Origin of the sequence: Methyloceanibacter sp. wino2, assembly GCF_003071365.1 — a bacterium.
Taxonomy (GTDB): domain Bacteria; phylum Pseudomonadota; class Alphaproteobacteria; order Rhizobiales; family Methyloligellaceae; genus Methyloceanibacter.
Genome location: NZ_CP028960.1, coordinates 1,136,348 through 1,160,456 on the forward strand (window position 1 = coordinate 1,136,348; position 24,109 = coordinate 1,160,456).

Below are 24,109 nucleotides of genomic sequence, written 5' to 3' on the forward strand. Positions count from 1 at the left end.
ATACAACGACCTGTCCACACTTCCGCCCGAAATTCGGTGAGAAATGCGGCTTCTCCCGCTTGGCGCATTGACTCCCCGACCTGCGGCGAACACGGTGCACAAGCGCCCGCCCACTGACCGATCAACCGATGTTCCAGATTTATCTGCCGATTGCCGAGATTTCAGTGAACCTCTTGGTGATGCTGGGTCTGGGTGCGGCGGTTGGCTTCCTATCGGGCATGTTCGGCGTCGGCGGCGGATTTCTTCTCACCCCGTTCTTGATGCTGTCAGGCATTCCGCCGGCCATCGCCGTGGCGACCGGCGCCAATCAAATCGTCGGCACATCGGTATCGGGTACGCTCGCGCAATGGCGGCGCGGTAATGTCGACTTGCATATGGGGGCCATCCTCATCGCAGGCGGTGTCGCGGGCGCGCTCATCGGCGTGCTTCTCTTGCGCTATCTGCGTGGCGTCGGTCAGGCCGGCCTCATCATCTCCCTCACCTATGTCGTCTTCCTCGGCTCCATCGGCGCATTGATGCTTTGGGAGAGCGTCAACGTGATGCGGCGTCAGCGGGCGGGGAAGACCGTCTCCGCACGGAAGTCGGGCCAGCACAATTGGATTCACGGCCTGCCGTTCAAGATGCGCTTTCCACGCTCGCGGCTCTATATCAGCGCAATCCCTCCGCTCGTGATCGGCGCGCTCGTCGGGTTGCTCGCGGCATTCTTGGGTGTGGGCGGCGGTTTCGTCATGGTCCCCGCCATGATCTACATCCTGCGCATGCCTACCAATATCGTGGTCGGCACATCGATCTTCCAAATCATCTTCGTGACCGCTCTCGTCACGCTGCTCCATGCCACGCTCAATCACACGCTGGATATCCTCCTGGCGTTTCTGTTGATCGTGGGGGGCGTTGTTGGCGGTCAGTTCGGTGTGCGCGCCGGACAGAAGCTCCGCGGCGAGCAGCTGCGCGCGCTGCTGGCGCTCATGGTGCTCGGCGTTGCGGCGCGGATCCTGATCGATCTGGTGGTGCGTCCGGCCGATCTCTACAGCATCATTCCGATGGTGGGGAGTTGAGATGCGCACGACCCTGCTCATCCCCCCGCTTCTGACGCTGGCGTTTGGCGCCGGCCCCGCGCTCGGCCAGGATGTTGTGCCGCCTGCACCGGTGCTCAAACCCGGAACGAGCCACGAAAGGGTCGTGGCGGATATTTCAACGCGCGAGGTCGCGATCCAGTCGAATTTCAGCGGCGTCGAGATTTTGATCTTCGGCAGCATCGATTTCAGCGACGCCCGCATGCCGACCCAGGGGAAGTACGACGTGATCGCCCTGGTGCGTGGCCCCACGGATCCCATCACGATCCGGCGGAAGAAACGCGTGGGCGGAATTTGGGTGAACGGTCCGAGCGCGACCTATCCGGATGCGCCGAGCTTCTACGCGGTCCTGTCGTCGCGTCCGGTCCGCGCCATCGCGTCGAACGAGACTCTGAAGGAGCTAGACATCGGCCTGTCGGAGCTCAATTTCGGACGAGAGACCGCCGGCAGCCCGCAGGAACAGAGCTTCGAATCTGCCCTGATCCGGCTGATGGAAGAGAGGAATCTGTATACGGAAGATGATTCCGGTGTGGTGTTTATTGGCCGCAGCCTCTTTCGCGCGACGGTGGCCCTGCCGGCAAACGTCCCGACGGGCCGCTACCGAGTGGAAGTGTATCTCTTTCGGGACGGAACCCTCGCGAGCAAGACGAAGGGATCGCTGGAGGTCAACAAGGCCGGAATGGAGGCGACGATCTACAATCTCGCCCTTCACCAGCCGTTTCTCTACGGCATTCTCGGCATCGCCATCGCGGTGCTTGCGGGCCTCATGGGCTGGTTCGCCTTCCGCAAAGACTAAGAGGTGTCCAGCACCGAGGGCGTCTAGTCGGGAAGGAGCAGGCTGCCGAGAACCGGATAGACCGCGTGCCGCCCCATCATCCAGGCTTCGAGCTGGTGCCAGAAAAAGAGCGGCTTGAAGGCCTCGTTCATGACGTTGAGGCCGCCCGTGTAGGCGCCGAACGCCGGCATGACGAGGCGGCTGCCGTCACTCGCGAAACAACGGCGGCGGACGACTGTGCCGCGCCTGGAAATACGCGCGATAGGATGCAAGTGGCCGACGATCTCCGGCCCCGTCGCCTCCTCCGACGGCTCGTGGCGCAACACGACGCCTTCGATGGTCAGCGACCCGCAGACCGTCCCGCCAACGCTCTCGGGCAGATGCGGATCGTGATTGCCGCAAATCCAGAACCAGTCGCGGCCCTTCTGGAGCGACCGCAGCATCGCGAAATCGTCGTCAACGAGCCTGTCCGCGCATTCGCTGCGGTGGAAGCTGTCGCCAAGCGCAACGACGCGCTGTGGGTCGAGCGCCTCGATGAGCTTGCCGAGCCGCGACAGGGTCGCCCGCGTATCATAAGGCGGCAGCAGCATGCCGCGGGCGGCCAAGGCAGCACCCTTCTCCAAGTGAAGATCGGCGACGAGCAGCGCATCCTGCTCCGGCCAGTAAAGGGCGCCCGCCACGAGCGGCCGGAACGAATGTTTTCCGATGGTGAGATGCGAGCGCAATGTCGGTGCGGTCTCTGGCATGAGATCAAGTCTGGCGTGCAGCATGCTCCCCCCCAGGGCTCTGCGTCCCGCCGCTCGAAGCTTCCTCTCCAAGGGCTTCGGCAACGAGTTCTTCGGCGGTCTCACGCAACAGGGTGTCGCCCGCATCGCCAGGAACGCTTTCTCGCCCGATCTCGAGCATGACAGGAACAGCAAGCGGCGATACGCGACTCACCTCACTATGCCTGATTCGTCCGCCGATACGCTTCAAGAATTCGCCCAGCCGGCGCAAATCGATCAGCCCCGTTGCGGCGTCGGCGAAGGCCGCCTTCAGCAGCACATGGTCGGGCTCGTGCTGACGCAGCACGTCGTAGATGAGATCCGACGAGGCGGTCATCTGGCGTCCGGACTTTTCCTGACCCGGATGCCGGCGCTCGATGAGGCCGGAGATGATGGCGCAGACCTTGAAGGAACGCTTCATCAGGTTGGACTCGGCGAGCCATGCATCGAGATCATCGCCGAGCATGTCTTCGTCGAACAGCTCTCGCAGATTGAGGCGCCCGTTGCGGATCATCGCGCTCATATCGTTGAGGCCCCAGACGGCGAGCGCATATTCGTTGGCGACGAACCCGAGCGGCGCCGCGCCCGCCCGTTCCAGGCGGCGCGTGAGAAGCATGCCGAGCGTCTGGTGCGCCAGCCGGCCCTCGAAGGGATAGCAGACGAGATAGTAGCGCTGCCCGCGCGGGAAGGTCTCGATCAGCATTTCCTGCGCGTTAGGAACGATCGAGAAGGCCGACTGCAGTTTCAGCCAATAGGACACCTGCTCCGGCAGTTTGGCCCAGTGGCGGCGGTCCGCCAGCATGAGGCGCACGCGCTCGGCGAGATAGGTGGAGAGCGGGAACTTCCCCCCTTCATAGGCGGGCACCTTGGCGTCGGTCGCATGCGCCCGGGTCACGATGGCATCCATCTCGCGCAGGCCCTGGAAGCGCAGCACCTCGCCTGCGAACACGAAAGTATCGCCCGGAGCGAGTTGTTCGATGAAGTGCTCCTCGACCTCGCCCAGGATACGTCCCCCTGCGAGCGCACCTGTCGGCTTGAGCGCGCCACCCTTGAGCCGCGCCAGCCGCACACGCAGCATAGGCGCTTCGACGATGGTGCCCACGTTCAGACGGTATTGCTGCGCGATACGCGGATGAGCCACGCGGTAGGCGCCCTCTTTGGTGCGTTTCAGTTTGGCGTAGCGGTCGTAATTCGCGAGCGCGTAGCCTCCCGTAGCCACAAAAGAGACGACTTGGTCGAAGCTTTCGCGAGAGAGATCGCGATACGGCGCCGCGCTTGTGACCTCTTTAAAAAGCAAGTCGGAGTCAAAAGGTTCCGCGCAGGCCGTGCCGAGAATGTGCTGCGCCAGCACGTCGAGCGCACCGGGGCGCGTGGGCGGTGTGTCCTGCTGACCCTCCCCCGCCGCTTCGAGCGCGGCTTGGCACTCCATGACCTCGAAGCGGTTCGCCGGCACCAGCAGCGCCTTGCTCGGTTCGTCGAGGCGATGATTGGCGCGGCCGATGCGCTGGGCCAGACGGCTCGAGCCCTTCGGCGCGCCGACATTGACGACAAGGTCGACATCGCCCCAGTCGATGCCGAGATCGAGCGTCGAGGTGCATACGACCGCGCGGAGCTTGCCCGCCACCATGGCCGCCTCGACTTTGCGCCGCTGGCCCACGTCGAGCGAGCCGTGATGAAGCGCGATCGGCAAATTGTCGTCGTTGCAACGCCACAGCTCGTTGAACAGCATCTCCGCCTGGGAGCGCGTGTTGACGAACATGAGGGACATCTTGTGTGCCTTGATGGCCTCGTAGATTTCCGGCAGCGCATAGCGCGCGGAATGACCGGCCCAGGGCAGGTCCGCCTCGGATTTGAGGATCGTGATGTCCGCCTGAACCCCGCCCTCGGCCGTGACGATCTCGGCGAAATGGGTGGCGGGCGCCCCGCCGTCCTGCTGGGGCACGAGATAGGCGGAGAGCTCGTAGGGACGGGCAACGGTGGCCGATAGGCCGATTGCCCGCAAGTCCGGCGATAGCGAGCGAAGCCGCGCCAGGTCGAGCGCCAGAAGATCGCCGCGTTTGCTGGCGCTCAAGGCATGCAACTCGTCGAGCACGAGATATTTGAGGTTGCCGAAGATCTGCGCCGCGCTCTTGTGGGAGAGCATCAGCGCGATCTGCTCGGGCGTCGTCAGCAGAATATCCGGCGGCAGGACGCGCTGACGCGCGCGGCGGGACTGCGGCGTGTCGCCGGTGCGGGTCTCGATCTGGATAGGCAGCTCCATCTCGGCGATGGGCGTTGCGAGATTGCGGGCAATGTCGGTCGCGAGCGCCTTGAGCGGCGAGACATAGAGCGTGTGCACGCCGTGGCTCTGTTTGGTGAGCGGCCGGCCGGCAAGATCGATCAATCCGGGCAGAAAGCCCGCGAGCGTTTTACCGCCGCCGGTGGGCGCAATCAGGAGCGCATCGGAGCCGCGCTGGACCGTTTCCAGCAAGTCGAGCTGATGGTCACGCGGGTGCCAGCCTCGCGAGACGAACCAATCCGCGAACGGTTTCGGCAGCAGCGCGGGCGAGGAGCGCGCTACGTCCTCCGATGTCCGTCTGCTCGTTCGCACACTCACTGACGTGAATCCCTCGGTTGCCCGTCTCTTCGCCTAGGAGGCCCCGGCGGGCTCTCGCCTTGATCTTCGGGCTTTTGCCCCCCACCTTTCGCTACAGACCTGAAGCAACGCCCACGATGCGGAGGCTACGCGTGTTTATGGAACGGTTTTTTGGCGGCAATCCGGGCCTCGTCCTCGCCCGACTCGCGATCATATCGCTGATCGTCGGCGTCGTCCTGGCGGCGTTGGGTTTCAGCCCCTACGACCTTGTCCAGACCGTGCGCGACCTCATTCAGCGCCTGTACGACATGGGCTTTGCCGCGGTCGAGAAGGGCTTCCGCTACTTCCTGCTCGGCGCCGTGATCGTCTTCCCGATCTGGTTCCTGATGCGAGTGTTCAAAGTGTTCGGCGGCGGCGATGCCTCGTCCGACGAATTGGTGCCACCGGAACGGGAGCCGCATGTGGCGGGGTCGGCTAAAGAATCGCCAAAACCTTCTCCGGCGGCCGGCCAATAGCCGCCTTGTTGCCGGCGACCACGATCGGCCGCTCGATCAGAATTGGATTGTCGGCCAGGAGCGCGAGCAGTTCGTCGTCCGTGACGCTGCGCTCCTTCAAGCCGAGTTCGGCATAGCGCACTTCCTTCGTCCGCACGATGTCTTGCGGCTTGAGCCCGAGCTTCTTCAGGATTGCCTTGAGTTCGGCTGCGCTCGGCGGGGTCTTCAGATACTCCACGATGACCGGCTCAACGCCCCGCTCCTCGATCAAGGCCAAGGTCTGGCGCGACTTCGAACAGCGCGGGTTGTGGTAGATCGTGACGGTCATTCCGTTTTCTCCCGAAGAGTCTTGCTCCTAGAGCGTCTTTTGCGCCCATTCTTCCGCACGCCGCCCGATGAGGGGCGACAGCGTGTTGGCTTGGGCGTCCGAGACCGCCTGCACCAGGCGGCGCTTGATGCGGCCGATCAGATCCGGCCCTTCGAAGATCAGCCCCGTATACATCTGAATGAGCGATGCGCCGGCCTCGATCTTGGCGAGGGCCGTTTCGGCGGAGTCGATGCCTCCCACGCCGATCAGCGGCATGGTGCCGGCCGTGAGCTTGTAGACCCGCGCCAGCATGCGCGTGGAACGGTCGAACAGAGGCCGCCCCGACAGACCGCCCTGCTCCGCCGTCAACGTCTCGTCCGTGAGGCCATCGCGCGCGAGCGTGGTGTTGGAGACGATAATGCCGTCGGCACCGCTGCCCTGGATGATCCCGACGATCTCCGGCAGGTCCGCGTCCGCAAGGTCCGGGGCGAGCTTCACGAACAAGGGCGGCTTGTGGCCGGGCAGCGCCGCGCGCGCTTGTTCGACCTTGGTCAGAAGCGTCGCGAGTTCCTTCGGCGCCTGCAGATCCCGCAAGCCCGGCGTATTGGGCGAGGAGATGTTCACCGTGAGATACGAGGCGACCGGTGCCATCCGCGCCACGCCTTCCGCGTAGTCGGCGATCCTGTCTTCGCTGTCGCGGTTCGCGCCCAAATTGACGCCGATGATCCCGGGGACGCCATGCTGCAGACGCTCCAATGCGGTCGCCTGCCCCTCGTTGTTGAAGCCGAGCCGGTTCACCACGGCGTGGTCCTCCACCGAGCGGAACACGCGCGGACACGGATTTCCACCTTGCGGGCGCGGGGTGAGCGTTCCGACCTCGACGAAGCCGAAGCCCATGTTGAACAGCGCCGTCACGACGCGTGCGTTCTTGTCGAAGCCCGGCGCGATGCCGATGGGATTGGGGAACTCCAGCCCGCAGAGGGTCTGGCGCAGCCGCGCATCGTCCGGCGTGATGCAGCGGGGATAGACCCCCATCTCCAAGCTCTTGATCGTCAGCGTGTGGGCGCGCTCCGGGTCGAGCGCGAGCATGAGGGCCTGGCCGAGGCCGAACAGCGGGTTCACGCGACACCCTCGGGCAGGACGTGACGATTGTCGTCGTCGAGAGCGAGCGGCGCCTCCGCGACGATCGCTTTGAGGTCGAGCGGCGCATAGAGGTGCGGAAAGAGGTCGCCGCCACGGGATTCCTCCCACTTCAGCGCCTCGCCCAACCGATCCGGATCGACGGCGAGCAGCACGAGATCTTCCTGCCCCGCATAGTGCTTGGCCAGCGTCTCGGCCACCTGATGACCAGCTGAGAAATGAATGAACCCGTCACGCAGATCGTCGGACGTCCCGAGGAAGTGCCCTTCGCTCTTGGCGGCGTCGTAGGCGGCGTCGGCGAGAATTTTGTAGATGGGTTCGGCCATGGTGCGGTGCCACACTAGCGGCCCTGGTGCGCACCAACAAGGTTCACACGTGGCGGGTGAACCGGGCTGACCTCTTCAATTCGGGCATGGTGGACCGCCGGGCGCAGTTGCGTCATAAAGAGGGGAATAGGTATTATTTCCTTGTCGCTTTCGTAGGACCGGAGCCGTTTCCTTGAGAAGGCTCACACACGACCGAATCTGGTCTGCCATAGACGCCCTGGCGCACCGCTACGGACTTTCCGTCTCGGGGCTCGCCAAGCGGTCGGGCTTGGACCCGACGGCCTTCAACAAGTCGAAGCGGGCGACGGGCGACGGGCGGCCGCGCTGGCCCACCACCGAAAGCATTGCCAAGGTCCTGGAGGCGACGGGCGCGACGCTCGAGGATTTCACCGTGCTCGCCTCGTCGGAGCCCGGACAGCCCAATCGGAATCTGCCGATACCGCTGATCGGCATGACCCAGGCCGGCGCGGGAGGGTTTTTCGACGATGGCGGCTATCCCGTCGGCGGCGCCTGGGAGCAGGTGCCCTTTCCGCGGGTCGAGGACGAAAACGCCTACGCGCTGGAGGTCACCGGCGAAAGCATGGAGCCGCTCTACCGGCAGGGCGACATCCTGATCGTTTCGCCCAACGCGCCGACCCGCAACGGCGACCGTGTCGTCATCCGCACGACGGACGGCGAGGTCATGGCCAAACTCCTTGTCCGCCGGACCGCCAAGACAATCGAGCTCGCGTCCATGAACCCCGACCATCCTAATTTCGTTTTCCCGCTCGACCGGGTCGAATGGATCGCACGCATCATCTGGGCGAGCCAATAGACGCCGCACGAAAGCCATTTCCATGTTCCGCGTTTCACGCATCATTCTCGCTTTGGCCGTTCTCGGCGCCGTTTGGTTCTTCTGGCCGTTCGGCAAGTACGACGACGTGGTCCCCATCGCGCCGCCGCAGCCCGATACAAACCAAACCAACACCGGACAGGACCAGCTTTTCACCAAGCCGCTGTCCAAGGAGGCGGCCGCGCCTCAAGACGCCGCGTCACCGGATGAAGGCGCGCGCGAACAGCCTAAGCCCAAGGCCGTCCTGCACCCGAAGCGCTTCTACCGCGTCGTGGTGCAGGATGGCGGCTCCCTTAGGGCCGGCGACACGACCATCACTCTCGCCGAGATCGAGGTCGCGGGGCTCACCGGCCAATGCAAAGATTCGCGCGGTCAGGCGTGGCCGTGCGGGCGCGCGGCACGCTCGGCACTTACAAGACTGATCCGCGGCCGCGCCGTGATGTGCCACGTGCCGGTAAAGGGCGATCACAAGTCGCTCGTGGCGCGCTGCTCGGTCGGCGGCAACGACCTGTCGTTCTGGATGGTCGCCCAAGGCTGGGCGAAGCCGAAGCAGCCGGCGCAAGCGGCCTTCAAGGAGGCCGCGGAGGCCGCCCGCGAACGGCGGGCCGGGATATGGCGCTAGCGTCCGCAAGACCCAACACAAGAAACGCGGCCCCGGAAAACCGGGGCCGCGCTCCTTAGGTGTCCGCGCACCTTGGGCGTCTTAGACGACTGCGGTCGTCAGACTACATCTTCTTGGACTCAGGCTGGGGCGGCGTGTTGCCGGTGTCAGTGGCCGCGGACGCATCCGCGCTCACCCAGCCCTTGGCACAGCCCTGCTGCCACTCTTCGGCCGAGATCTCCGCGTCATTGGACGAGTCGACCATCTGGAAGTTCAGAACGAACGGCGTGGCCTTGTCCTTCGACAGCGTATCGCCGTCAGGACCCGCCATCTGCCAGGCCTTATTGCACTCGGCTTCGCTCAGGATCTTGCCAGGGCGGCCCGACGGGTCGTCCTTCATGGCGCCCTCGGGCACCGGAGCGCCACCACCGGCAAGCGCAACGCCTGCCGTCGACATCAGGATCGCAGTCGTAAGGGTCGTGAGTTTCATCACATTCCTCCTTTGCGTTTTCTTAGTCACTTAAAACAAGACCAGCGAAAAACACGCTTTCGCGGGCCCCGTTACGTGAAGAACACGCAATAGGCAGGCACTGTTCCGAAATATTATGTGACGATTTGGCGGCAAATAAAGCCGCCGGACTTGAAGGACTTACACCGCCTGCGCCACGTTTTCTCCAAATTTTATCTTGGGATGGACGCGGTATTTAGTATTACTTTTGCAGCGCACATCAGTTATTTGCAACTTGTGCGGCGGCAAGCTCGCCGGAAAGGGCTCGTGCCATCAGGGAGCGCGTGTTGTCGATCCCGTAGAGCTGTACGAAGGACCCGAAGCGCGGTCCTTGCGACTGGCCCAGCAACACCTGGTAGAGCGCCTGGAACCAGTCCCGCAGCGGCTCAAATCCGTGCTCCTTGCCCACCGCATAGACCTCGTTCTGAATTTCCTCGGCCAGCACATCGTCCGGCAACGCGACGAGCCGCTTGTCGAGATCGGCGAGCGCTGCGCGCTCCTGATCGGTCGGCGCGCGGTACTGCTTCGACGGCTTCACGAAGTCATGGAAATAACGGATCGCGTAGCCCACGAGTTCATCCAGCAGCGGCTCGGTCTCAGGGGTCGCTTTCGGCGCATAGCGCTGGATGAAGCCCCATAGCACCGACCGGTCCTCGGAGTTCGAGGCAGAGGCGAGATTGAGCAGGAGCGCGAAGCTGATCGGCAGATCGGCCTCGGGCGGCGAGCCCTCGTGAATGTGCCAGACGGGATTCGTCAGCTTCGCCGCCTGATCCTCCTTGGGGAAGGCCGCGAGATGCCCGGCATATTCGTCGACGGCGCGCGGGATCACATCGAAGTAGAGCCGCTTCGCCTTTTTCGGGCTCTGATACATGTAGAGCGCCAGGCTCTCGGGCGAGGCGTAGGAGAGCCATTCCTCGATGGTCAGACCATTGCCGCGAGACTTCGAGATCTTCTCCCCGTTCTCGTCGAGGAAGAGTTCGTAGTTGAAGCCTTCCGGCTGCTGGCGGCCGAGGATGCGGCAAATCCGTCCCGACAGGCGCACCGAGTCGATCAGGTCCTTGCCCGCCATCTCGTAGTCGACGCCGAGCGCGGCCCAACGCATGGCCCAGTCCGCCTTCCATTGCAGCTTGCAATGGCCGCCGGTCACGGAGACCTGCGTCAGCTTCCCTGTGTCGGGGTCCTTGTAGAGAATGGAACCGGCGGCGAGATCCCGGTCGATGATCGGCACCTGCAGCACTTTGCCCGTCGCCGGAGAGATCGGCAGGAACGGGCTGTAGGTGGCGCGCCGTTCGGGACCCAGCGTCGGCAGGATCACATCGCGGATTTCCTCGTAGTGCTCGAGCACCCTGAGCAAGGTCGCGTCGAACCGGCCCGACGTGTAGCACTGGGTCGCCGAGAGGAACTCGTATGAGAAGCCGAACGTATCCAGAAAGTTCCGCAGCCGCGCATTGTTGTGCTGGCCGAAGCTCGGATACTCGTTGAACGGGTCCGGGACCTGGGTCAGCGGCTTTTCCAGATGCGCGGCGACCATCTCCTTGTTGGGGATGTTGTCCGGCACCTTGCGCAGGCCATCCATGTCGTCGGAAAAGCAGATCAGCCGCGTGGGGATCTTGTCCTCGGTCAGGACCCGAAACGCATGCCGAACCATCGTCGTGCGCGCAACCTCGCCGAACGTGCCGATATGCGGCAACCCCGAGGGCCCGTAGCCCGTCTCGAAAATAATCGAGCCCGTCGGCTGTGGGATCCGCTTCAGCCGGCTCAGGACCTTGCGTGCCTCTTCGAACGGCCAGGCCTTGCTCACATGGGCATGGGCCAGGAGTTCGGAGTTGATCTCAATTGGGGCCGCGTCGCGGCCAGCGCTCGTGGTCTCGGGCATGACTGAAATTAGGTGTGCTGAAGAAGCGGTCATCGGCGCCAAAGACGAAAGGCGCCCTCAAGAGCCAGTAAATTTCACAAATTCCCCTGCCGCGCCAGTGTTTCGCAAACTTTCTTCTCACACGGGCGCTTGCCCGGCCCGCTTCAATTTCATACCGTCGCGCCCGTTTGGAGATCCACGGCCAGAGAGGGTTGAAAGCCGATGACGAAGTCCTTGGACCATCACGAAGCACTGATCTACACGATGGTCACGACCTCGGCGGTCGACCGAACCATGTCCGGCGCGGAGCTTGCCCGCATCGGGGAGATCGTTTCGTATTTGCCGATCTTCGCGGACTACGACGCCGACGGCCTGGTCGATGCCTCTCAAGCTTGCGGCGAACTCCTCGGCAGCGAGTCCGGTCTCGATCTTGTTCTCGAACTGATCCGAAGCAACCTGCCCATGCGCCTGCGTGAGACGGCGTATGCGATCGCGCTGGAAGTGGCCGCGGCGGATCTCGATGTGCGGCCTGAAGAGACGAGATTCCTGGAGATGCTGGCAGACGCGCTCGAGATCGACATGCTGACGAAGACGGCGATCGAACGCGGCATCCGGGCCCGCAACAAGGTCCTCTAAGACACCTGCGACTTCGCGACAGTTAGCGGGCGAGCTTGCCTGCGCCGGAGTAGAGCGCGCCACCGATGACGCACGGCACGGCGATCTGCGCCTGGCCCAGAGCGGTCGCGGCCATGCAGCCCGTCGCGATGGCGATCGAGCCCGCGGTCCATCCCTTCGACATGCCCGCATCGGCGGTGAGCTGCTGGCGCTCCGCGTCCTCGATGGCCCCGTACTGCTCTTTTCGGATTTTCTCGGCCTCGAACAAGGACGCCGCCTCGATGACGTCTTTCAGAGGGCCGGCGATCTCTTCAGGCTGATTGACGAGCTCGGCGCGGTAAAGGTCGATCAAGTCGCGGTCACGCTCCGCATAGGAGGCAAGCGTCCACTTCGCGGTTCCGCCCGTCGTGACCTTCTCTACATTGTTGGCGTCCTTGCCCCAGCCTGAGGCCAGTTTTTCGAAGAAGCCGGACTTCTGGGCGCCCTTCGACCATTGCAGCGCCTGCATGATGCGCATGACCGGCTCGTACTGCCCCGAGGCGACATAGTAGCCCCAAAGAGCGTAGACTGCGGTCGTTCCGCCCGTGTCGAGTTCCATTGCCTGCAGCGTCGGGCGCCGTTCGTTCAGAAGATCATCGATCAACGGCTTGCGCAGCGGCATGCGGTCCGCGTTCTTCACGAGAAGATCCTGCCAGTCTGGCCGCCCCGAGTAGGCGATCGCGCGGATGATGACCTCCTGCTCCTTCGGCGGCATGGGGAACATCTGAGGGATCAGACCGGGCCCGTCCTTGGGATTTGTGCCGAGCACGCCGGCGATGAACCCGATGCAGAACCAGCGCTGCTCCTCGTCCGTGAAGAGGCGATGATCGCGCATGGCATGGACAGCGGCGGGGACCTTCCAATATTCCGGCTTGTCCCGATAGTTCGAGACCCAATCGAGCAGGCGCTCGGCGGAAGCGAATTCCGGCGGGCCCGCCGGTGGATTAGACGGCGCGTCGTACCCTGGCGTCGCCGAACCTTGCAGCTGAAGCGACGGCCGGGCGGAGAACGTGTCGGGCGCCCCTTGGTAGGGGATGTCGGCATCGGCGCCGCGTGCCGTTACTTCGGGGGCTGCCGGTTCGGCCGTACTTGTCTCGGTTGCGTCTGACTCGGTTGCGTTGGGCTGCGGCGTGCTTGTGGGCTGCGCGGCCGGAGTGTGCACCGTCGGGCGCTGCTGTTGCGGTGGGGCGAGGCGCGAGGGTTGAGGTGCAGGCGATTTGGAGAACGCACTGCTGTTCGACGCGGGCGCGACCGCGTCGGCCGCATGCCCTGCATTGGACTGGGCAACGCCGAACAGGCTCAAGGCGCCAAGCGCGATGACACAAGCGGTACGCATCTCATCAGCTTCCTCCCCCACGCCCCAGAGTGCTGACGAACCGAAGTCTATGGTTAACGCCCCCAACGGCGTTCCCCGATCCGGAAAGTGTGTATTTTCAAGCGGTTCGTGGCGATTTGAAGGCCCGCGCGTTAACCATAACAAAAGGTTACCGCTCTCAGGCGCCTGAAAGTCCGGCCGCCCTCACCGCTGGCTCAGCAGAAGGACGGCCGGGGCCTCGCACTTCACGCCGCTAGGGAGCAATCTCGTTCGCGCGAGGACATCTCAAAAGCCTGCGCGTGATCAGGCTCTTTAGATGATCCTGTTGCGACCAGCATGCGTCTTCTCGTAGAATTAATCCAATTGATAGGATCGATGATGGATATCGATCACACTAATCTCAGCCGATTGGACCTCAATCTTCTCGTCGCATTCGACGCGCTCCTGTCCGAACGGAGCGTGACGCGGGCGGCGAGCCGGATCGGCCTCGGCCAATCGGCCATGAGTCACAATCTCGCCCGGCTCCGCCGCCTCTTCGACGATGAACTCCTGACCCGCAGCGCGGACGGCATGCGGCCGACCCCGCGGGCGCTGGCGCTTGCCGAACCGGTCCGCAACGCACTCCGGACGGTCCAGTCCGCCGTCCTGGAAAGCGGCACGTTCAATCCGGCAACGGCGGAGCGCGTGTTCCGGATCGGTATCGCGGACTCGATCGAAGTCGCGATCATGCCGGCCGTCATCGAGCGGATCCTGTCGCTCGCGCCGGGCGTTTCCATCCGGCTGCGGCCCGCCAACCGCATCGACGTGGTCGAGGAACTCGACACCGGCCAGTTGGACCTTGGCATCGGAGTGTTCGAACAGGGGCACGTCCACCACTTTCGCCGGCAACTCTACACCGACGACTTTCTGTGCTTATTCAGCCCGGAGCAGCTCGGCGTATCGGCGCCGTTGTCGCTGGAAGACTACTTACGTTTCCCGCACATACTCACCAGTCTTGCAGATGATACGCGGGGCGTCGTCGATGAGGCGCTCGCCAAGCAGAAGCTCCGCCGCAGAGTCGTCATGACGACGCCTGGCTTCCTTGCCGTGCCGTTCGTGGTGCGCCGCGCGCCGATCCTGATCACCATGCCGTCGCGGCTCGCGCACTACTTCGCCGACGCCTTTTCACTCGCGACAAGCCCCGTCCCCATCGACCTGCCGCGTTTCACCATCTCGCTGCTTTGGCACGGCAGTTTCAATCGTGACCTGAGCCATACCTGGCTGCGGCAGACCATCGCCTCGCTGGTTTCGGAAGACAGTCTCGAACTTTGACGACACACTTCACTGCAACTCCCCAAGCCGCAACAAGCGCGTTATATTCTCGCCGCATGATCCAGCCGCGCGGCACCAACGGACATGCTACCGACAAGCGGACCAAGAGCGTGCGGACCATGGACATGCGAACCGGCGCACCAATCTGAACTCGATCCAATGCCGAAGGGGGCAACAATGGCGGAAACGAAAGACGCGAAGGAACTCACGGAGCACCAAGAGGCTCTCAGCGAAGTTCTTGCCGATCAATGGTGGGTCGTGCTGTTGCGCGGCGTGATCGCCATCATATTCGGCCTGATCTGTTTCTTCTTCACACCGGCCGCGATTCTCGCCGCGGTCCTGTTCTTCTCGGCCTACATGCTCGTCGACGGCGTTCTCGCCATCATCTCGGGCGTCAAGGCCGCACGGAACGGCAAACGCTGGGGCCTGTTGATCCTCGAAGGCATCGTCGACATCGCCGCCGGTGTCATCGCCTTCACGTGGCCGGGCATGGCTGCCGTCGTTTTCGTGCTCATCGTTGGCATCTGGGCCGTGATTTCCGGTGCGCTCCTGGTCTACGCGGCCTTCAGCCTGAAACTGGACCATGGCCGCTGGTGGCTTGCGCTGGCCGGCATCTCCTCCGTCATATTCGGCATTCTGCTGTTCATCGCTCCGGTTCTCGGCGCGGTGGTGCTGACGTGGTGGATCGGCGCCTACGCCGTCGCCTTCGGCATCCTGCTGCTGATCCTTGGCTTCAAGCTCAAGGGCAAGAAAGACGAGAGCGTCGGCAAGGCCCCGCCGGCAGCGGACGCCGCGACCAAGGCCTAGCCGGTCCTTACCTGCTTGGCATCGAAGCTCATGGGGCGGTGCATCACGCGCCGCCCCCTTTTTTGCGCGCGCTCTCTACAAGGTCCCTCGCGGCGTTTTGATCGCAGCGCCATTGGTTTGAGCGGCGAAGCGCGGCACACTCCCGGCCATGCAAGGGCTGTTTCACTTCAACGATACGCTGGTGCGGTTCGGTGTTTTCGCCGGGCTCTTCATCTTGTTCGCTGCGATCGAATTCTTGTTGCCGCGCCGCAAGCTCGTCGCCTCGAAAGGGCGCCGGTGGTTCACCAATCTCGGCATCAGCGTCACCGCCAGCGTGTTGCTGCGGCTGATGGCGGCGCTCGCCGTCCCACTCACGGCAATTGCCGCCGCGCTCTATGCGCAGCAAAAAGGACTGGGGCTTTTGAATGCCGTGGACTGGCCCGACTGGCTCAAGATCGTCCTCGCGCTCCTGGTGCTGGATCTCGCGATCTGGGCCCAGCACCTGGCCTCACACAAGATCCCCATCCTGTGGCGCCTCCATCAGGTCCACCACGCGGACCGCGACATCGACGTGACGACGGCGATCCGCTTCCACCCCATCGAGATCGGGCTGTCGATGCTGTGGAAGATGCTTGTGGTGATCGGGCTCGGCGCCTCCCCGCTGGCGGTCTTTCTGTTCGAGGTCATTCTGAATGGCTGCGCGATGTTCAACCACGCCAACATGAACGTGCCCCGGCCGCTCGACCGGCTCCTGCGTCTCGTGGTCGTCACGCCGGACATGCATCGGGTCCATCACTCGGTGTACAGGTCCGAACACGATTCCAATTACGGTTTCAACTTGTCGATCTGGGACCGGCTGTTCCGCACCTATGTCGCCCAGCCGAAGGACGGCCATCTGGGTATGCGCATCGGGCTCACCCCATACCAGACACCCTCGCCTACGCGGCTCGGCTGGAGCCTGTGGCTTCCCTTTGTGGGCTACCCATCCGAGGAGAACAGCGCGCCTAAGGGCCCGGCCGATGACGCGGCCGGGGCTTCCGATACAAGCCGCTAGAACGAGTGGCTAGAAGAAGTTCATCGGGAAGTAGCGCAGGAACAGCTCTTCGTAGGTGCCGCGCGCATGGACCTGCTCGAGCGCATAGTTCAAAGCCTGAACCAGCGTGCGGTTGCCTTTCTTGACGGCGATGCCGACGCCCTCACCGAAGAAACGCGAGTCCAGATACGGCCCGCCGCGAAACTCGCAACAGTTCTCGCTCTCGACACCGTTGAACCAAAAGGCAAGCGTGATCCCGTCGGCGAACACGAGATCGATGGCTCCCTCCTTGAGCGCTTTCTGAGCCGCTTCACTCGACTCGAACGCGGCAACCGCCGCGCCTGGGAAGAAGGTCTTCAGATAGGCCTCGTGTCCGCTGTCCTTGGCCACGCCGATCTTGAGGCCCTCGATGGTCTCGGGACCGATGTCGGTGATCTCGCTGTCCTTCCGCGCCGCGAACCGCGCGGGCGTCGCGTAGTAGCGCAAGGTGAAGTCGGCCGATTTCAGAGCCTCCGCCGTGATGCGGATCGAAGCGATCGCCGCATCCGCTTCGCCGGTCTCGATCGCCGGCATCAGACTGCTCCAGTTCGTCGCGGTGATCTCACACTCGACCGCAAGGACGTTGCAGATCGCCTGCGCAAGATCGATGTTGAAGCCGGTCAATGCGCCGACCTCGTCGTAATAGTGAAACGGCGGGTAGTCGGAATCAGTGATGAAGCGGATCTTCTTCAGCCCCGCCAAATCGGGCTTCGGCCGATAGGCATCGCCCTGCCACGCGTCCGGCACGATCGGCTTGGTCTCGGTCTCGGGGGACTGCGCGTGGGCGGTGAACGCCACAGCGCCCACCGTCGCGAGAGCCACTAGGACGGCCCCGATCGGCCCCGCAAGAAATCGCATCATTGAAGATCACCACGCGTCTTTCGTCGTCTCCGTCTTAGCGCGCCTTGATGGCCATCGCCAGAGCGGCGGACGCCTTCGGCTGCAGAACGCCAAGGCACAATCTATAAGTGTAAATTAGCGCAATACGTTGCTGTACCTGTATTCAATCGTTGCCTCACAGCGAAAATACGGAAAAATACCAACGAGTGCGTTGTGGGGGAAATACCCGTGTCGCTTGTCTACGAGACCCCGGCGGTCGATCCGCCGGAGGCGTCCGCTCCGGCTGTTGCGCCGCTGTCGGCGTCGGTCGAATACAGCTTCCTGGCTCGGGCGCAGCTTCACCCCGCGGCCCTCGCCCATGCCTGCCGCCTTGCCGAGCAGTGGGGCGTTCCACCCCACGAGGTGCTGATCGCCGCCGGCCACATTACAGAAGAGGCCTACATGGCCGCGCTCGCATCCTCGGCCGGCGTCGCCTTCGTGCGCCGCATTCCCGAAGGGGGTGCCGGTGCGCCGGGCAAGGCGAAGCTGCGCCAATGTTTGACCACCGGCATCCTGCAGGAAACAGGTCCGGCGCGGCGTCTGCTCCTCGGATTTACGTGCTTGCGCCCTTTCGCCATGCGGGCGCTCCTTGCCCGTCTCGCTCCGCTCCCCGTCGCGCTGGTGCCCCCGCGCGAACTCCGCCGCGCGCTTGCAGAGTGCTTCGGCTCGAGCCTAGCGCAGGGCGCCATCTCTGCTCTGAAATCGCGCCGGCCAAACTTGAGCGCGCACCATCCCGCCAGCGCTTGGCAGGTTTGGGCGCTCGTCCTGGGCTGTCTCGCCCTCATGGCGGCGGGACTGACCGCGCCGATCGCGACGGCCTATGCCGTGTCCATCGGTCTCGCATTGGTGTTCGTGCCTGTGATCGTGTTCCGGCTGCTCGCCGCTTTCGCGCTCACCCGCGCAGGCCCCAATGAAGCTCCCGAGTATGCGGCGCGAGATGCGGACCGGGAGTTGCCGACCTACACGATCCTCGCACCGCTCTATCGCGAGGCGCACATGCTGCGGCCGCTCCTGCACGCGCTGTCGCGGCTCGATTGGCCCGCGGCAAAGCTCGACATCAAGCTGATCCTCGAAGCCGCGGACACCGAGACGGTCGCGGCCGCACATGGGCTGCGCTTGCCCGCCAATGTCGAACTCGTGGTCGTGCCTGACAGGGGCCCGCGCACCAAACCGAAGGCACTGAATTTCGCGCTGCCCTTGGCGCGCGGAGACTATCTCGTCGTCTACGATGCGGAGGACCGGCCGGAACCCGACCAGCTCCGGCGCGCCTATCAGGCGTTCCGCGCGGGCCCGCCCAATCTCGCGACGGTGCAGGCGCGCCTCAACATATACAATCCGGAGGCAAACTGGCTGACGCGCCAGTTCACGATCGAGTACTCGGCCCTGTTCGACGGGCTCTTGCCCCTGCTCGACACGATGGATCTGCCCATCCCGCTGGGCGGGACCTCCAATCACTTCCGCGTCGAGGCCCTCAAATGGCTCCAGGCCTGGGACCCGTATAACGTGACGGAAGACGCCGATCTCGGCGCGCGCTTGTCCCGCTTCGGCTATCGCTGCACCGTGATCGGATCCACGACATACGAAGAGGCACCTGTACGGCTCGGCGGGTGGATCAAGCAGCGCACCCGCTGGCTCAAGGGCTTCATTCAGACCTGGCTCGTGCATATGCGCGCGCCGCGCACGCTCTTCCGCGAACTGGGCCCGCGTGGCTTTCTTGCCTTTCAGATCATGATCGGCGGCACCATCCTGTCCGCACTCGTGCATCCCTGGTTCTACGGTCTTCTGGCGTTGGAACTCGCGGGTGGCGGGTTGCTCGCCCTGCCACAGACCGGGCTTGGCCTTCCGTTTTGGACGGTTTCGCTTTTCAGTCTTGTTGCCGGCTATGCGACGGCCATGGGCCTTGGCGCACTCGCCCTACGCCATCGGGGCTTGCATGGTCTCCTGTGGCAGGTCCCGTTGATGCCGCTCTACTGGCTCCTGATCTCGGTCGCGGCATACCGGGCCGTGTGGCAGTTCGCCGTCGCCCCTTTCAAATGGGAGAAGACGGAACACGGAAGTCGAGCGAAAACGCGCGCCTCGCGGTGAGGCACGACTTGCGGCGAAAGAAAACGGAAGTGGGGAAGGATTGGAGCGGGTAGCGGGAATCGAACCCGCGACACGTAGCTTGGGAAGCTACTGCTCTACCACTGAGCTACACCCGCCCGCGGCCACCATGGGTAGCCGGAGCAGAATGACTTGGAAAGGCAGAAAAGCAAGCGGCCCTCACGCAAGGGTGAATACCTAAGGGCTTGCGGTTCCCTAAGCCGCATCGGTTAATGCGCGCATATCCATTGGGGATTGAGCCGCCGCGCAGATGACAGACGCCACCCTCGTCAAACCAACACAAAAGTTCTCCGACCCGGACCTGACGGCCGACGGCAGCCGCCGCGCCCGGGTCCCGCTGACGCGACTGCGTACGCTGTGGATCAATACGGGCACGCTGTGCAACATCGCCTGCCGCAACTGCTACATCGAATCGAGCCCGACCAACGACACCTTCGTCTATATCAGCCGGGCCGAGGCCGCCGCCTTCCTCGACGAGATCGCTGAAGACAGCTGGCCGGTGGGAGAGATCGGGTTCACCGGCGGCGAGCCCTTCATGAACCCGGACATGATCGGCATGATCGAGGACGCGCTCGATCGACATTTATCCGTACTCGTCCTAACGAACGCCATGCAGCCGATGATGCGGCGCCCCGTGCGCGACGGCTTGCTGGCACTTCGGGAGGCCCACGGGGACCGGCTGACACTGCGCGTTAGCCTCGATCACTACACGGCCGCGCGTCACGACGAAGAACGCGGCGCCGGCACGTTCGACAAGACGCTGGAAGGGATCGACTGGCTCGCGACGGAGGGCTTCTCGATCACGCTTGCCGGACGCACATGTTGGGGCGAATCCGAGCAAGCCGCCAGGGCGGGATATGCCGCGCTGATCGCTACCCGCTCCTGGCCCATCGCGGCCGAACGGCCGGATGCGCTCGCGCTGTTTCCGGAAATGGATGCGCAAGAAGATGTGCCGGAGATCACCGAGGGGTGCTGGGACATCCTGAATCTGTCGCCAACCAAAATGATGTGCGCGTCGAGCCGCATGGTCGCGAAACGGCGCGGCGACCGGGTCCCTGTCGTTCTCCCTTGCACGCTGCTCACGGACCTTCCACGTTTTGGCATGGGGGCCACGCTCGCGCAGGCAGCAACGGCCGACGGCGATCTATTTGATCAGGGTACGGTTAAACTCTGCCACCCGCATTGCGCGCGGTTCTGCGTCCTGGGTGGGGCTTCCTGCTCGGCAGCCCCCCTTGAATAGACCCCGCCTATCAAGCAACATCAGAGTGTTACGCCCTAGTCTATAACGGCTCTAAATTAGAGGCCTGCTACGTCTTTAGGACTATTGCAACCGAGAGAAACAACTGTAATTGGTTGTCGACACTCAGCGCATCACAGGAGCGAATATGGGAAAGAAGTCGCCGCAACAGACAGATGTGGTAGTTGGACACAACATCCGTTTTTGGCGGTTGGAACGGAAGATGTCGCAGACCGATCTGGCCAACCTGCTTGGTCTGACCTTCCAGCAGATTCAAAAGTACGAAAATGGCGCGAATCGCGTGGGCGCAAGCCGGCTCATGCAGATCGCCACCGCTCTCGATGTGCCAATCCACGCCTTCTTCGACGGCGCCGGCCCGCAGACAGACGAGACGGAATCGCCCATCAAGTTCGTCGGGGATCAGCAAGCTCTGCGCCTTGTCCGCGCGTTTGCCGATATCGACGACGCGGGGCTGCGCCGCTCGGTCGTGAACCTCGTCGAAGGCATCGCGGGCAGCCAGCCCGAAGAGAACGGCGCGAAGTAGATCGAGCCGACTTCAATGCGCCTTCGAGGACGGAGGCGCTTCCTCGGCGGCGTCTATGTCCTCCCTGTCGACGCTGTCAGAGATGACCTTGCTCAGTTCAGCTTCCGCCAGTTTCAAATAGTGCACGAAATTGTGCTGCCGGTGCTGCAGGCCCTCGATAATGGCGTAGTCGAGCAGCAGGAGCAGGGTCCGAGACCATTGTGGAAAATTCACGGTGGGATCGGGATCGGCGATTTCGTCGATCCCACCGTCTGTCGCCTCGACGGACTCGCTCTCAAGCGATGGCCAGCCGGCACCGGGAGGACGGCGCCTCACGCCGCTTTACTCCCGGTCAGTTGACCCAAGGCCGTTCCGGGCGCCGCGCTTGCGGCTACCGCATCACTCGGGGCCCTCTCCCAGACGACAGGGAAGTCCGCGCCGCTTAGCGGATCACCGGTGTTGAGCCGGCCCGTGTGATGCAATTGCGCCGGCGCCCAGGGCCGTTCCTTGAAACGGATGTCGTCACCGCAATAGCGGATCGAGGCGGCGCGGCGCACCTGGTAACGGCTCTGGTTTCCACCCGTGCCGTGGATCGTCCTGTAGTGATGGACCAGGACATCGCCCGGCTCGACGTCGAAGTGAACGATGTCGTAGTCGTCCAGATTGTTCTCGATGTCCGGTAGATCCTCGCCCTCCGAACCCGGCAACGGGGCCTGCGAGATAAAGACATTGGGCTTGTAGAGCGTGCCGTCGCGGTGCGACCCGCGCACATACATCATGGCGCCGGTCTCCAAGGTCACCGGATCGGCGGGGACCCACATGACGCAGCATTGCTCGCCTTCGATCTCGAAATAAGTCGCATCTTGATGGAAGGCAGTTTTGCCGGGCGTGTTGGGCTCCTTGACGAAAACCTGGTCGCCGAAGAAGCGGACCGTGCCCGATTGCAGCAACTCTCCAGCAATCTCCGGCAGCGCGCCGTGCGTGCAAAGCTGGCGATAGCTGTCGAGCCGCGCAGCCACGCCGGTATCGATGAAGTACGCCCCCTGGCGCGCCTCGGAACCCTCGTCGGCCAGGAGCGGTTTCCCGGTCGACTTGACGTAGTCCATGATCGCCTCGAGGTCGTACTGACCATCGCTCATGGCGCGAAGCTGGTCGACGTCGTTCTCGGCGGTCGCCTTCAGGACCTTGGTGAAGTCGTAGCCGCTCGGGCTGTCGTCGAGCTTGTTCACGGTGAGGTCGATGGACCGCCTCAAGCTATTGACCGACTCGAGGCTGAGAATGCCCTTGAGCAGGACCACCCCGGCCTGCCTGTAGGCGGCAATTTCGTCTTGCGTAACCGCTCGTGTGATGTGGTGTGACATCTGATCAACTCCCTCTCAAGAACTGCGCTAAGCAACGTCTCTGAACTGCGGAGCAGCATTCGGATAAGCGAAAGCTTCCGGCGCCGGCGAGTATTCCAGCGCGCCGTAGCTCCGGATTTCGGTGATGGCGCGCTCGGTGACGGGCAGCCGGATGGCCATGCAGGTGCCCCCGCCAGGTACCCCCTTGCCGCCGCCATAGGGGTGCGCGGATCCGAGTGCGAAGGTCTGCGAGTTGACCTTCTTGAAGCTTCTCAGAAGAGGCGCATCGATGACCGTTTGGATATGCCGGATGCCGTAGCTCCAAGCCCATTCGGTCATGGCACCGAGGATGCGGGCCTTCACGACCCGATTGCTCTCGGCCGTCTTCTCCCGCGGCGATGCGATATAGCGTGTCCCCTCGTACACGAACGGATCGCGCAAGGCGGTACCGCCGTCGGATAGGTGCGGGTAGTAGTCTGCCGTGAGCGATGCGACGGTCGTGGGCGTCAGACGAACCGCGCCCTGCAAATGTCCTACTTCGTCGATATCTACGAAGTACACCGCCTGGTCGGTATCGTACTGGTCGATCTCGAGCCCGTTCCTGGCGGGCAGCGACCAGCGGCGATTGACCACGAATGTTTCGTACCGTGCGCGGAAAAGCGTCTCGAACAGGCCAGCGTGGTGCGCCCTGTCCTTACCCTCAATGACTTGGACCATCGTTAAGCCCCCCGATTGGAATCGCGGGGGCAATCAGGCCCTAAAGACGTGGGTTCCGACTATCCTAGTTTCTTTGTATTGCCTGAATTTTTGTTGGTGATTCAACGCTCTACAGCGTGATTTCACCAAACCGGATGGCCTTTACGACGGCAAAAGTGCGTCGGAAGGCATCGAGCTTCCGTTTGGCACGCTCCACGTGCACGGTCACGGTGGCCGGCGAGATCGCCAGGATGGCGGCGATTTCCTGGTCGGATTTACCGGCGGCGATCCAGCGCATCACCTCCTTCTCCCGGGGCGTCAGCGGTGTATGCGCTTCGCTCCCGCGCACCTGCTCCAGAAGGACGCGCTTGAGCGCCTGATGGCTGTAGAGCGAGATCAGTTCGACCGCGCGGCGCGCGTCCTGCGAGAGATCCGGGTTCCGGCCGCACGGGCTGAAGACGGACAGCGCTCCCGACAGGGTGACGATCGGGATGATCAGCCCGTCATTGACGTCGAACTCCCGCGCCTCCTCGATAATGCGCTTGTCCGCCCGGTTGAGGTCCCGGCGCTCAACCACGTCGCTCCACGAGAAGGGCCGCACCGAATCGCGCAACTCCGTGACCACGGGGTCGCGCAAGACGTAGTTCTTCTCTTCGTAGTGGTCGATGTAGTCCTGGGGCCGGGTGTTGAGATGCACGCCTTTCTTAAAAGGCTCGCCGGGGCCCGGCATGATGAAACTGGTGACGCAGGTGAAGCCGTACCAAGCCAGCTCCTCGGAGATCGCGGAACAGATGGCGTCGTAGTCCTTCAGACCCTCGATCTTCTCGACGAAGTCGAGCGGCCGATGGGCGTATGGCGAAGGCGAACTCTCCAATGTGCAAGCCCCATACAAATAAGTGCGACGCGCGATTGTTGCATCTAAGAATTGCAAGTCAACAGAACA

25 protein-coding genes and 1 tRNA gene are annotated in these 24,109 nt (G+C 63.4%); 12 read left to right on the forward strand and 14 right to left on the reverse strand.

From position 1 onward, the window contains the following. The first annotated feature begins 128 nt into the window (after positions 1-128). Positions 129-1,055: a sulfite exporter TauE/SafE family protein gene (locus DCY11_RS05285; protein ID WP_108681652.1), complete on the forward strand. Its 927-nt coding sequence runs from the start codon at positions 129-131 to the stop codon at positions 1,053-1,055. 1 nt (position 1,056) lies between these two features. Then, positions 1,057-1,869 (forward strand): TIGR02186 family protein, encoded by an 813-nt coding sequence (locus tag DCY11_RS05290; RefSeq protein ID WP_108681654.1) that lies wholly within the window; start codon positions 1,057-1,059, stop codon positions 1,867-1,869. Positions 1,870-1,892: 23 nt separating this feature from the next. On the opposite strand, the gene pdeM is transcribed toward DCY11_RS05290, so the two are convergent. Together pdeM and DCY11_RS05300 are read right to left on the reverse strand one after the other, a co-directional pair. Beyond that, positions 1,893-2,618 (reverse strand): ligase-associated DNA damage response endonuclease PdeM, encoded by a 726-nt coding sequence (pdeM, locus tag DCY11_RS05295; protein ID WP_159079825.1) that lies wholly within the window; start codon positions 2,616-2,618, stop codon positions 1,893-1,895. Beyond that, on the reverse strand, positions 2,599-5,202 hold the full coding sequence (locus tag DCY11_RS05300; RefSeq protein WP_108681658.1) for a ligase-associated DNA damage response DEXH box helicase: 2,604 nt from the start codon (positions 5,200-5,202) through the stop codon (positions 2,599-2,601). The genes pdeM and DCY11_RS05300 overlap by 20 nt, the downstream gene beginning before the upstream one ends. 65 nt (positions 5,203-5,267) lie before the next feature. Here DCY11_RS05300 and DCY11_RS16130 point away from each other — a divergent pair, with 65 nt between their 5' ends. Then, positions 5,268-5,702 (forward strand): DUF6460 domain-containing protein, encoded by a 435-nt coding sequence (locus DCY11_RS16130; protein ID WP_371515034.1) that lies wholly within the window; start codon positions 5,268-5,270, stop codon positions 5,700-5,702. Here the strand turns inward: DCY11_RS16130 and arsC are convergent. From arsC to DCY11_RS05320, 3 genes are read right to left on the reverse strand one after another with little or no spacing between them, the layout of a single operon-like run. Then, positions 5,662-6,009, reverse strand: coding sequence for an arsenate reductase (glutaredoxin) (gene arsC, locus DCY11_RS05310; RefSeq protein ID WP_108681660.1), 348 nt, complete (start codon positions 6,007-6,009; stop codon positions 5,662-5,664). The two genes, DCY11_RS16130 and arsC, sit on opposite strands and share 41 nt — an antisense overlap. 27 nt (positions 6,010-6,036) lie before the next feature. Further along, entirely contained in the window at positions 6,037-7,110 is a 1,074-nt protein-coding gene (locus DCY11_RS05315) for a quinone-dependent dihydroorotate dehydrogenase (RefSeq protein WP_108681662.1), read from the reverse strand. Next, positions 7,107-7,454: a DUF952 domain-containing protein gene (locus DCY11_RS05320; protein WP_108681664.1), complete on the reverse strand. Its 348-nt coding sequence runs from the start codon at positions 7,452-7,454 to the stop codon at positions 7,107-7,109. The genes DCY11_RS05315 and DCY11_RS05320 overlap by 4 nt, the downstream gene beginning before the upstream one ends. A gap of 172 nt (positions 7,455-7,626) precedes the next feature. Between DCY11_RS05320 and DCY11_RS05325 the strand changes: the two genes are divergently transcribed. Both DCY11_RS05325 and DCY11_RS05330 read left to right on the forward strand, forming a co-directional pair. Next, positions 7,627-8,268, forward strand: coding sequence for a helix-turn-helix transcriptional regulator (locus tag DCY11_RS05325; RefSeq protein WP_108681666.1), 642 nt, complete (start codon positions 7,627-7,629; stop codon positions 8,266-8,268). A 22-nt stretch (positions 8,269-8,290) separates the two neighbouring features. Beyond that, positions 8,291-8,908, forward strand: a complete 618-nt coding sequence (locus DCY11_RS05330) for a thermonuclease family protein (protein WP_108681668.1) — start codon at positions 8,291-8,293, stop codon at positions 8,906-8,908. A 103-nt stretch (positions 8,909-9,011) separates the two neighbouring features. Here DCY11_RS05330 and DCY11_RS05335 read toward each other — a convergent pair whose 3' ends face one another. Further along, positions 9,012-9,377 carry a hypothetical protein gene (locus DCY11_RS05335; RefSeq protein WP_108681670.1) on the reverse strand — a complete coding sequence of 122 codons (366 nt, stop codon included), beginning with the start codon at positions 9,375-9,377 and terminating at the stop codon, positions 9,012-9,014. 238 nt (positions 9,378-9,615) lie between these two features. Continuing rightward, positions 9,616-11,271, reverse strand: coding sequence for a lysine--tRNA ligase (locus tag DCY11_RS05340; RefSeq protein ID WP_108681672.1), 1,656 nt, complete (start codon positions 11,269-11,271; stop codon positions 9,616-9,618). Positions 11,272-11,472: 201 nt separating this feature from the next. On the opposite strand from DCY11_RS05340, the gene DCY11_RS05345 reads away from it, so the two are divergent. After that, positions 11,473-11,886 carry a tellurite resistance TerB family protein gene (locus DCY11_RS05345; RefSeq protein ID WP_108681674.1) on the forward strand — a complete coding sequence of 138 codons (414 nt, stop codon included), beginning with the start codon at positions 11,473-11,475 and terminating at the stop codon, positions 11,884-11,886. 22 nt (positions 11,887-11,908) lie between these two features. Here DCY11_RS05345 and DCY11_RS05350 read toward each other — a convergent pair whose 3' ends face one another. Then, positions 11,909-13,240: a hypothetical protein gene (locus DCY11_RS05350; protein WP_159079826.1), complete on the reverse strand. Its 1,332-nt coding sequence runs from the start codon at positions 13,238-13,240 to the stop codon at positions 11,909-11,911. A 354-nt stretch (positions 13,241-13,594) separates the two neighbouring features. Between DCY11_RS05350 and DCY11_RS05355 the strand changes: the two genes are divergently transcribed. From DCY11_RS05355 to DCY11_RS05365, 3 genes are all read left to right on the forward strand, one after another. Further along, a complete protein-coding gene (locus DCY11_RS05355) occupies positions 13,595-14,530 on the forward strand; it encodes a LysR family transcriptional regulator (protein WP_371515035.1) in 936 nt (311 codons plus the stop codon). A gap of 177 nt (positions 14,531-14,707) precedes the next feature. Continuing rightward, positions 14,708-15,337: an HdeD family acid-resistance protein gene (locus DCY11_RS05360; protein ID WP_108681678.1), complete on the forward strand. Its 630-nt coding sequence runs from the start codon at positions 14,708-14,710 to the stop codon at positions 15,335-15,337. A 148-nt stretch (positions 15,338-15,485) separates the two neighbouring features. Then, positions 15,486-16,370, forward strand: a complete 885-nt coding sequence (locus DCY11_RS05365; RefSeq protein WP_108681680.1) for a sterol desaturase family protein — start codon at positions 15,486-15,488, stop codon at positions 16,368-16,370. Between the two features lie 9 nt (positions 16,371-16,379). Here DCY11_RS05365 and DCY11_RS05370 read toward each other — a convergent pair whose 3' ends face one another. Then, positions 16,380-17,249, reverse strand: coding sequence for a transporter substrate-binding domain-containing protein (locus DCY11_RS05370; RefSeq protein WP_069443074.1), 870 nt, complete (start codon positions 17,247-17,249; stop codon positions 16,380-16,382). A gap of 207 nt (positions 17,250-17,456) precedes the next feature. On the opposite strand from DCY11_RS05370, the gene DCY11_RS05375 reads away from it, so the two are divergent. Then, the gene (locus DCY11_RS05375) at positions 17,457-19,352 is read left to right on the forward strand and encodes a glycosyltransferase family 2 protein (protein ID WP_108681682.1); all 1,896 of its coding nucleotides are present in this window, start codon (positions 17,457-17,459) and stop codon (positions 19,350-19,352) included. A gap of 41 nt (positions 19,353-19,393) precedes the next feature. On the opposite strand, the gene DCY11_RS05380 is transcribed toward DCY11_RS05375, so the two are convergent. Then, positions 19,394-19,468: transfer RNA gene (locus DCY11_RS05380), tRNA-Gly, on the reverse strand. 152 nt (positions 19,469-19,620) lie between these two features. Here DCY11_RS05380 and DCY11_RS05385 point away from each other — a divergent pair. Continuing rightward, positions 19,621-20,610, forward strand: a complete 990-nt coding sequence (locus DCY11_RS05385) for a radical SAM protein (protein ID WP_108681684.1) — start codon at positions 19,621-19,623, stop codon at positions 20,608-20,610. Positions 20,611-20,830: 220 nt separating this feature from the next. Then, positions 20,831-21,151, forward strand: coding sequence for a helix-turn-helix domain-containing protein (locus DCY11_RS05390; protein ID WP_159079827.1), 321 nt, complete (start codon positions 20,831-20,833; stop codon positions 21,149-21,151). Between the two features lie 12 nt (positions 21,152-21,163). Here the strand turns inward: DCY11_RS05390 and DCY11_RS05395 are convergent, their stop codons facing one another. The 4 genes from DCY11_RS05395 to DCY11_RS05410 form a co-directional block, all read right to left on the reverse strand. Next, positions 21,164-21,466, reverse strand: a complete 303-nt coding sequence (locus DCY11_RS05395) for a hypothetical protein (protein ID WP_108681688.1) — start codon at positions 21,464-21,466, stop codon at positions 21,164-21,166. Further along, a complete protein-coding gene (locus DCY11_RS05400; protein WP_108681690.1) occupies positions 21,463-22,491 on the reverse strand; it encodes a phytanoyl-CoA dioxygenase family protein in 1,029 nt (342 codons plus the stop codon). Before DCY11_RS05400 ends, DCY11_RS05395 begins: the two co-directional genes overlap by 4 nt. A 27-nt stretch (positions 22,492-22,518) precedes the next feature. After that, positions 22,519-23,187: an acyl-homoserine-lactone synthase gene (locus DCY11_RS05405; protein WP_108681692.1), complete on the reverse strand. Its 669-nt coding sequence runs from the start codon at positions 23,185-23,187 to the stop codon at positions 22,519-22,521. 109 nt (positions 23,188-23,296) lie between these two features. Continuing rightward, positions 23,297-24,040 carry a LuxR family transcriptional regulator gene (locus DCY11_RS05410; RefSeq protein ID WP_159079828.1) on the reverse strand — a complete coding sequence of 248 codons (744 nt, stop codon included), beginning with the start codon at positions 24,038-24,040 and terminating at the stop codon, positions 23,297-23,299. Positions 24,041-24,109: the final 69 nt, after the last annotated feature.

Bases quoted from the DNA above. Each gene is read 5' to 3' on its own strand.
- DCY11_RS05285 (WP_108681652.1), top strand. From the start codon at position 129: ATGTTCCAGATTTATCTGCCGATTGCCGAGATTTCAGTGAACCTCTTG.
- DCY11_RS05290 (WP_108681654.1), top strand. From the start codon at position 1,057: ATGCGCACGACCCTGCTCATCCCCCCGCTTCTGACGCTGGCGTTTGGC.
- pdeM (WP_159079825.1), bottom strand. From the start codon at position 2,618: ATGCTGCACGCCAGACTTGATCTCATGCCAGAGACCGCACCGACATTG.
- arsC (WP_108681660.1), bottom strand. From the start codon at position 6,009: ATGACCGTCACGATCTACCACAACCCGCGCTGTTCGAAGTCGCGCCAG.
- DCY11_RS05320 (WP_108681664.1), bottom strand. From the start codon at position 7,454: ATGGCCGAACCCATCTACAAAATTCTCGCCGACGCCGCCTACGACGCC.
- DCY11_RS05330 (WP_108681668.1), top strand. From the start codon at position 8,291: ATGTTCCGCGTTTCACGCATCATTCTCGCTTTGGCCGTTCTCGGCGCC.
- DCY11_RS05335 (WP_108681670.1), bottom strand. From the start codon at position 9,377: ATGAAACTCACGACCCTTACGACTGCGATCCTGATGTCGACGGCAGGC.
- DCY11_RS05340 (WP_108681672.1), bottom strand. From the start codon at position 11,271: ATGCCCGAGACCACGAGCGCTGGCCGCGACGCGGCCCCAATTGAGATC.
- DCY11_RS05345 (WP_108681674.1), top strand. From the start codon at position 11,473: ATGACGAAGTCCTTGGACCATCACGAAGCACTGATCTACACGATGGTC.
- DCY11_RS05350 (WP_159079826.1), bottom strand. From the start codon at position 13,240: ATGCGTACCGCTTGTGTCATCGCGCTTGGCGCCTTGAGCCTGTTCGGC.
- DCY11_RS05355 (WP_371515035.1), top strand. From the start codon at position 13,595: ATGATGGATATCGATCACACTAATCTCAGCCGATTGGACCTCAATCTT.
- DCY11_RS05360 (WP_108681678.1), top strand. From the start codon at position 14,708: ATGGCGGAAACGAAAGACGCGAAGGAACTCACGGAGCACCAAGAGGCT.
- DCY11_RS05365 (WP_108681680.1), top strand. From the start codon at position 15,486: ATGCAAGGGCTGTTTCACTTCAACGATACGCTGGTGCGGTTCGGTGTT.
- DCY11_RS05370 (WP_069443074.1), bottom strand. From the start codon at position 17,249: ATGATGCGATTTCTTGCGGGGCCGATCGGGGCCGTCCTAGTGGCTCTC.
- DCY11_RS05385 (WP_108681684.1), top strand. From the start codon at position 19,621: ATGACAGACGCCACCCTCGTCAAACCAACACAAAAGTTCTCCGACCCG.
- DCY11_RS05390 (WP_159079827.1), top strand. From the start codon at position 20,831: ATGTCGCAGACCGATCTGGCCAACCTGCTTGGTCTGACCTTCCAGCAG.
- DCY11_RS05400 (WP_108681690.1), bottom strand. From the start codon at position 22,491: ATGTCACACCACATCACACGAGCGGTTACGCAAGACGAAATTGCCGCC.
- DCY11_RS05405 (WP_108681692.1), bottom strand. From the start codon at position 23,187: ATGGTCCAAGTCATTGAGGGTAAGGACAGGGCGCACCACGCTGGCCTG.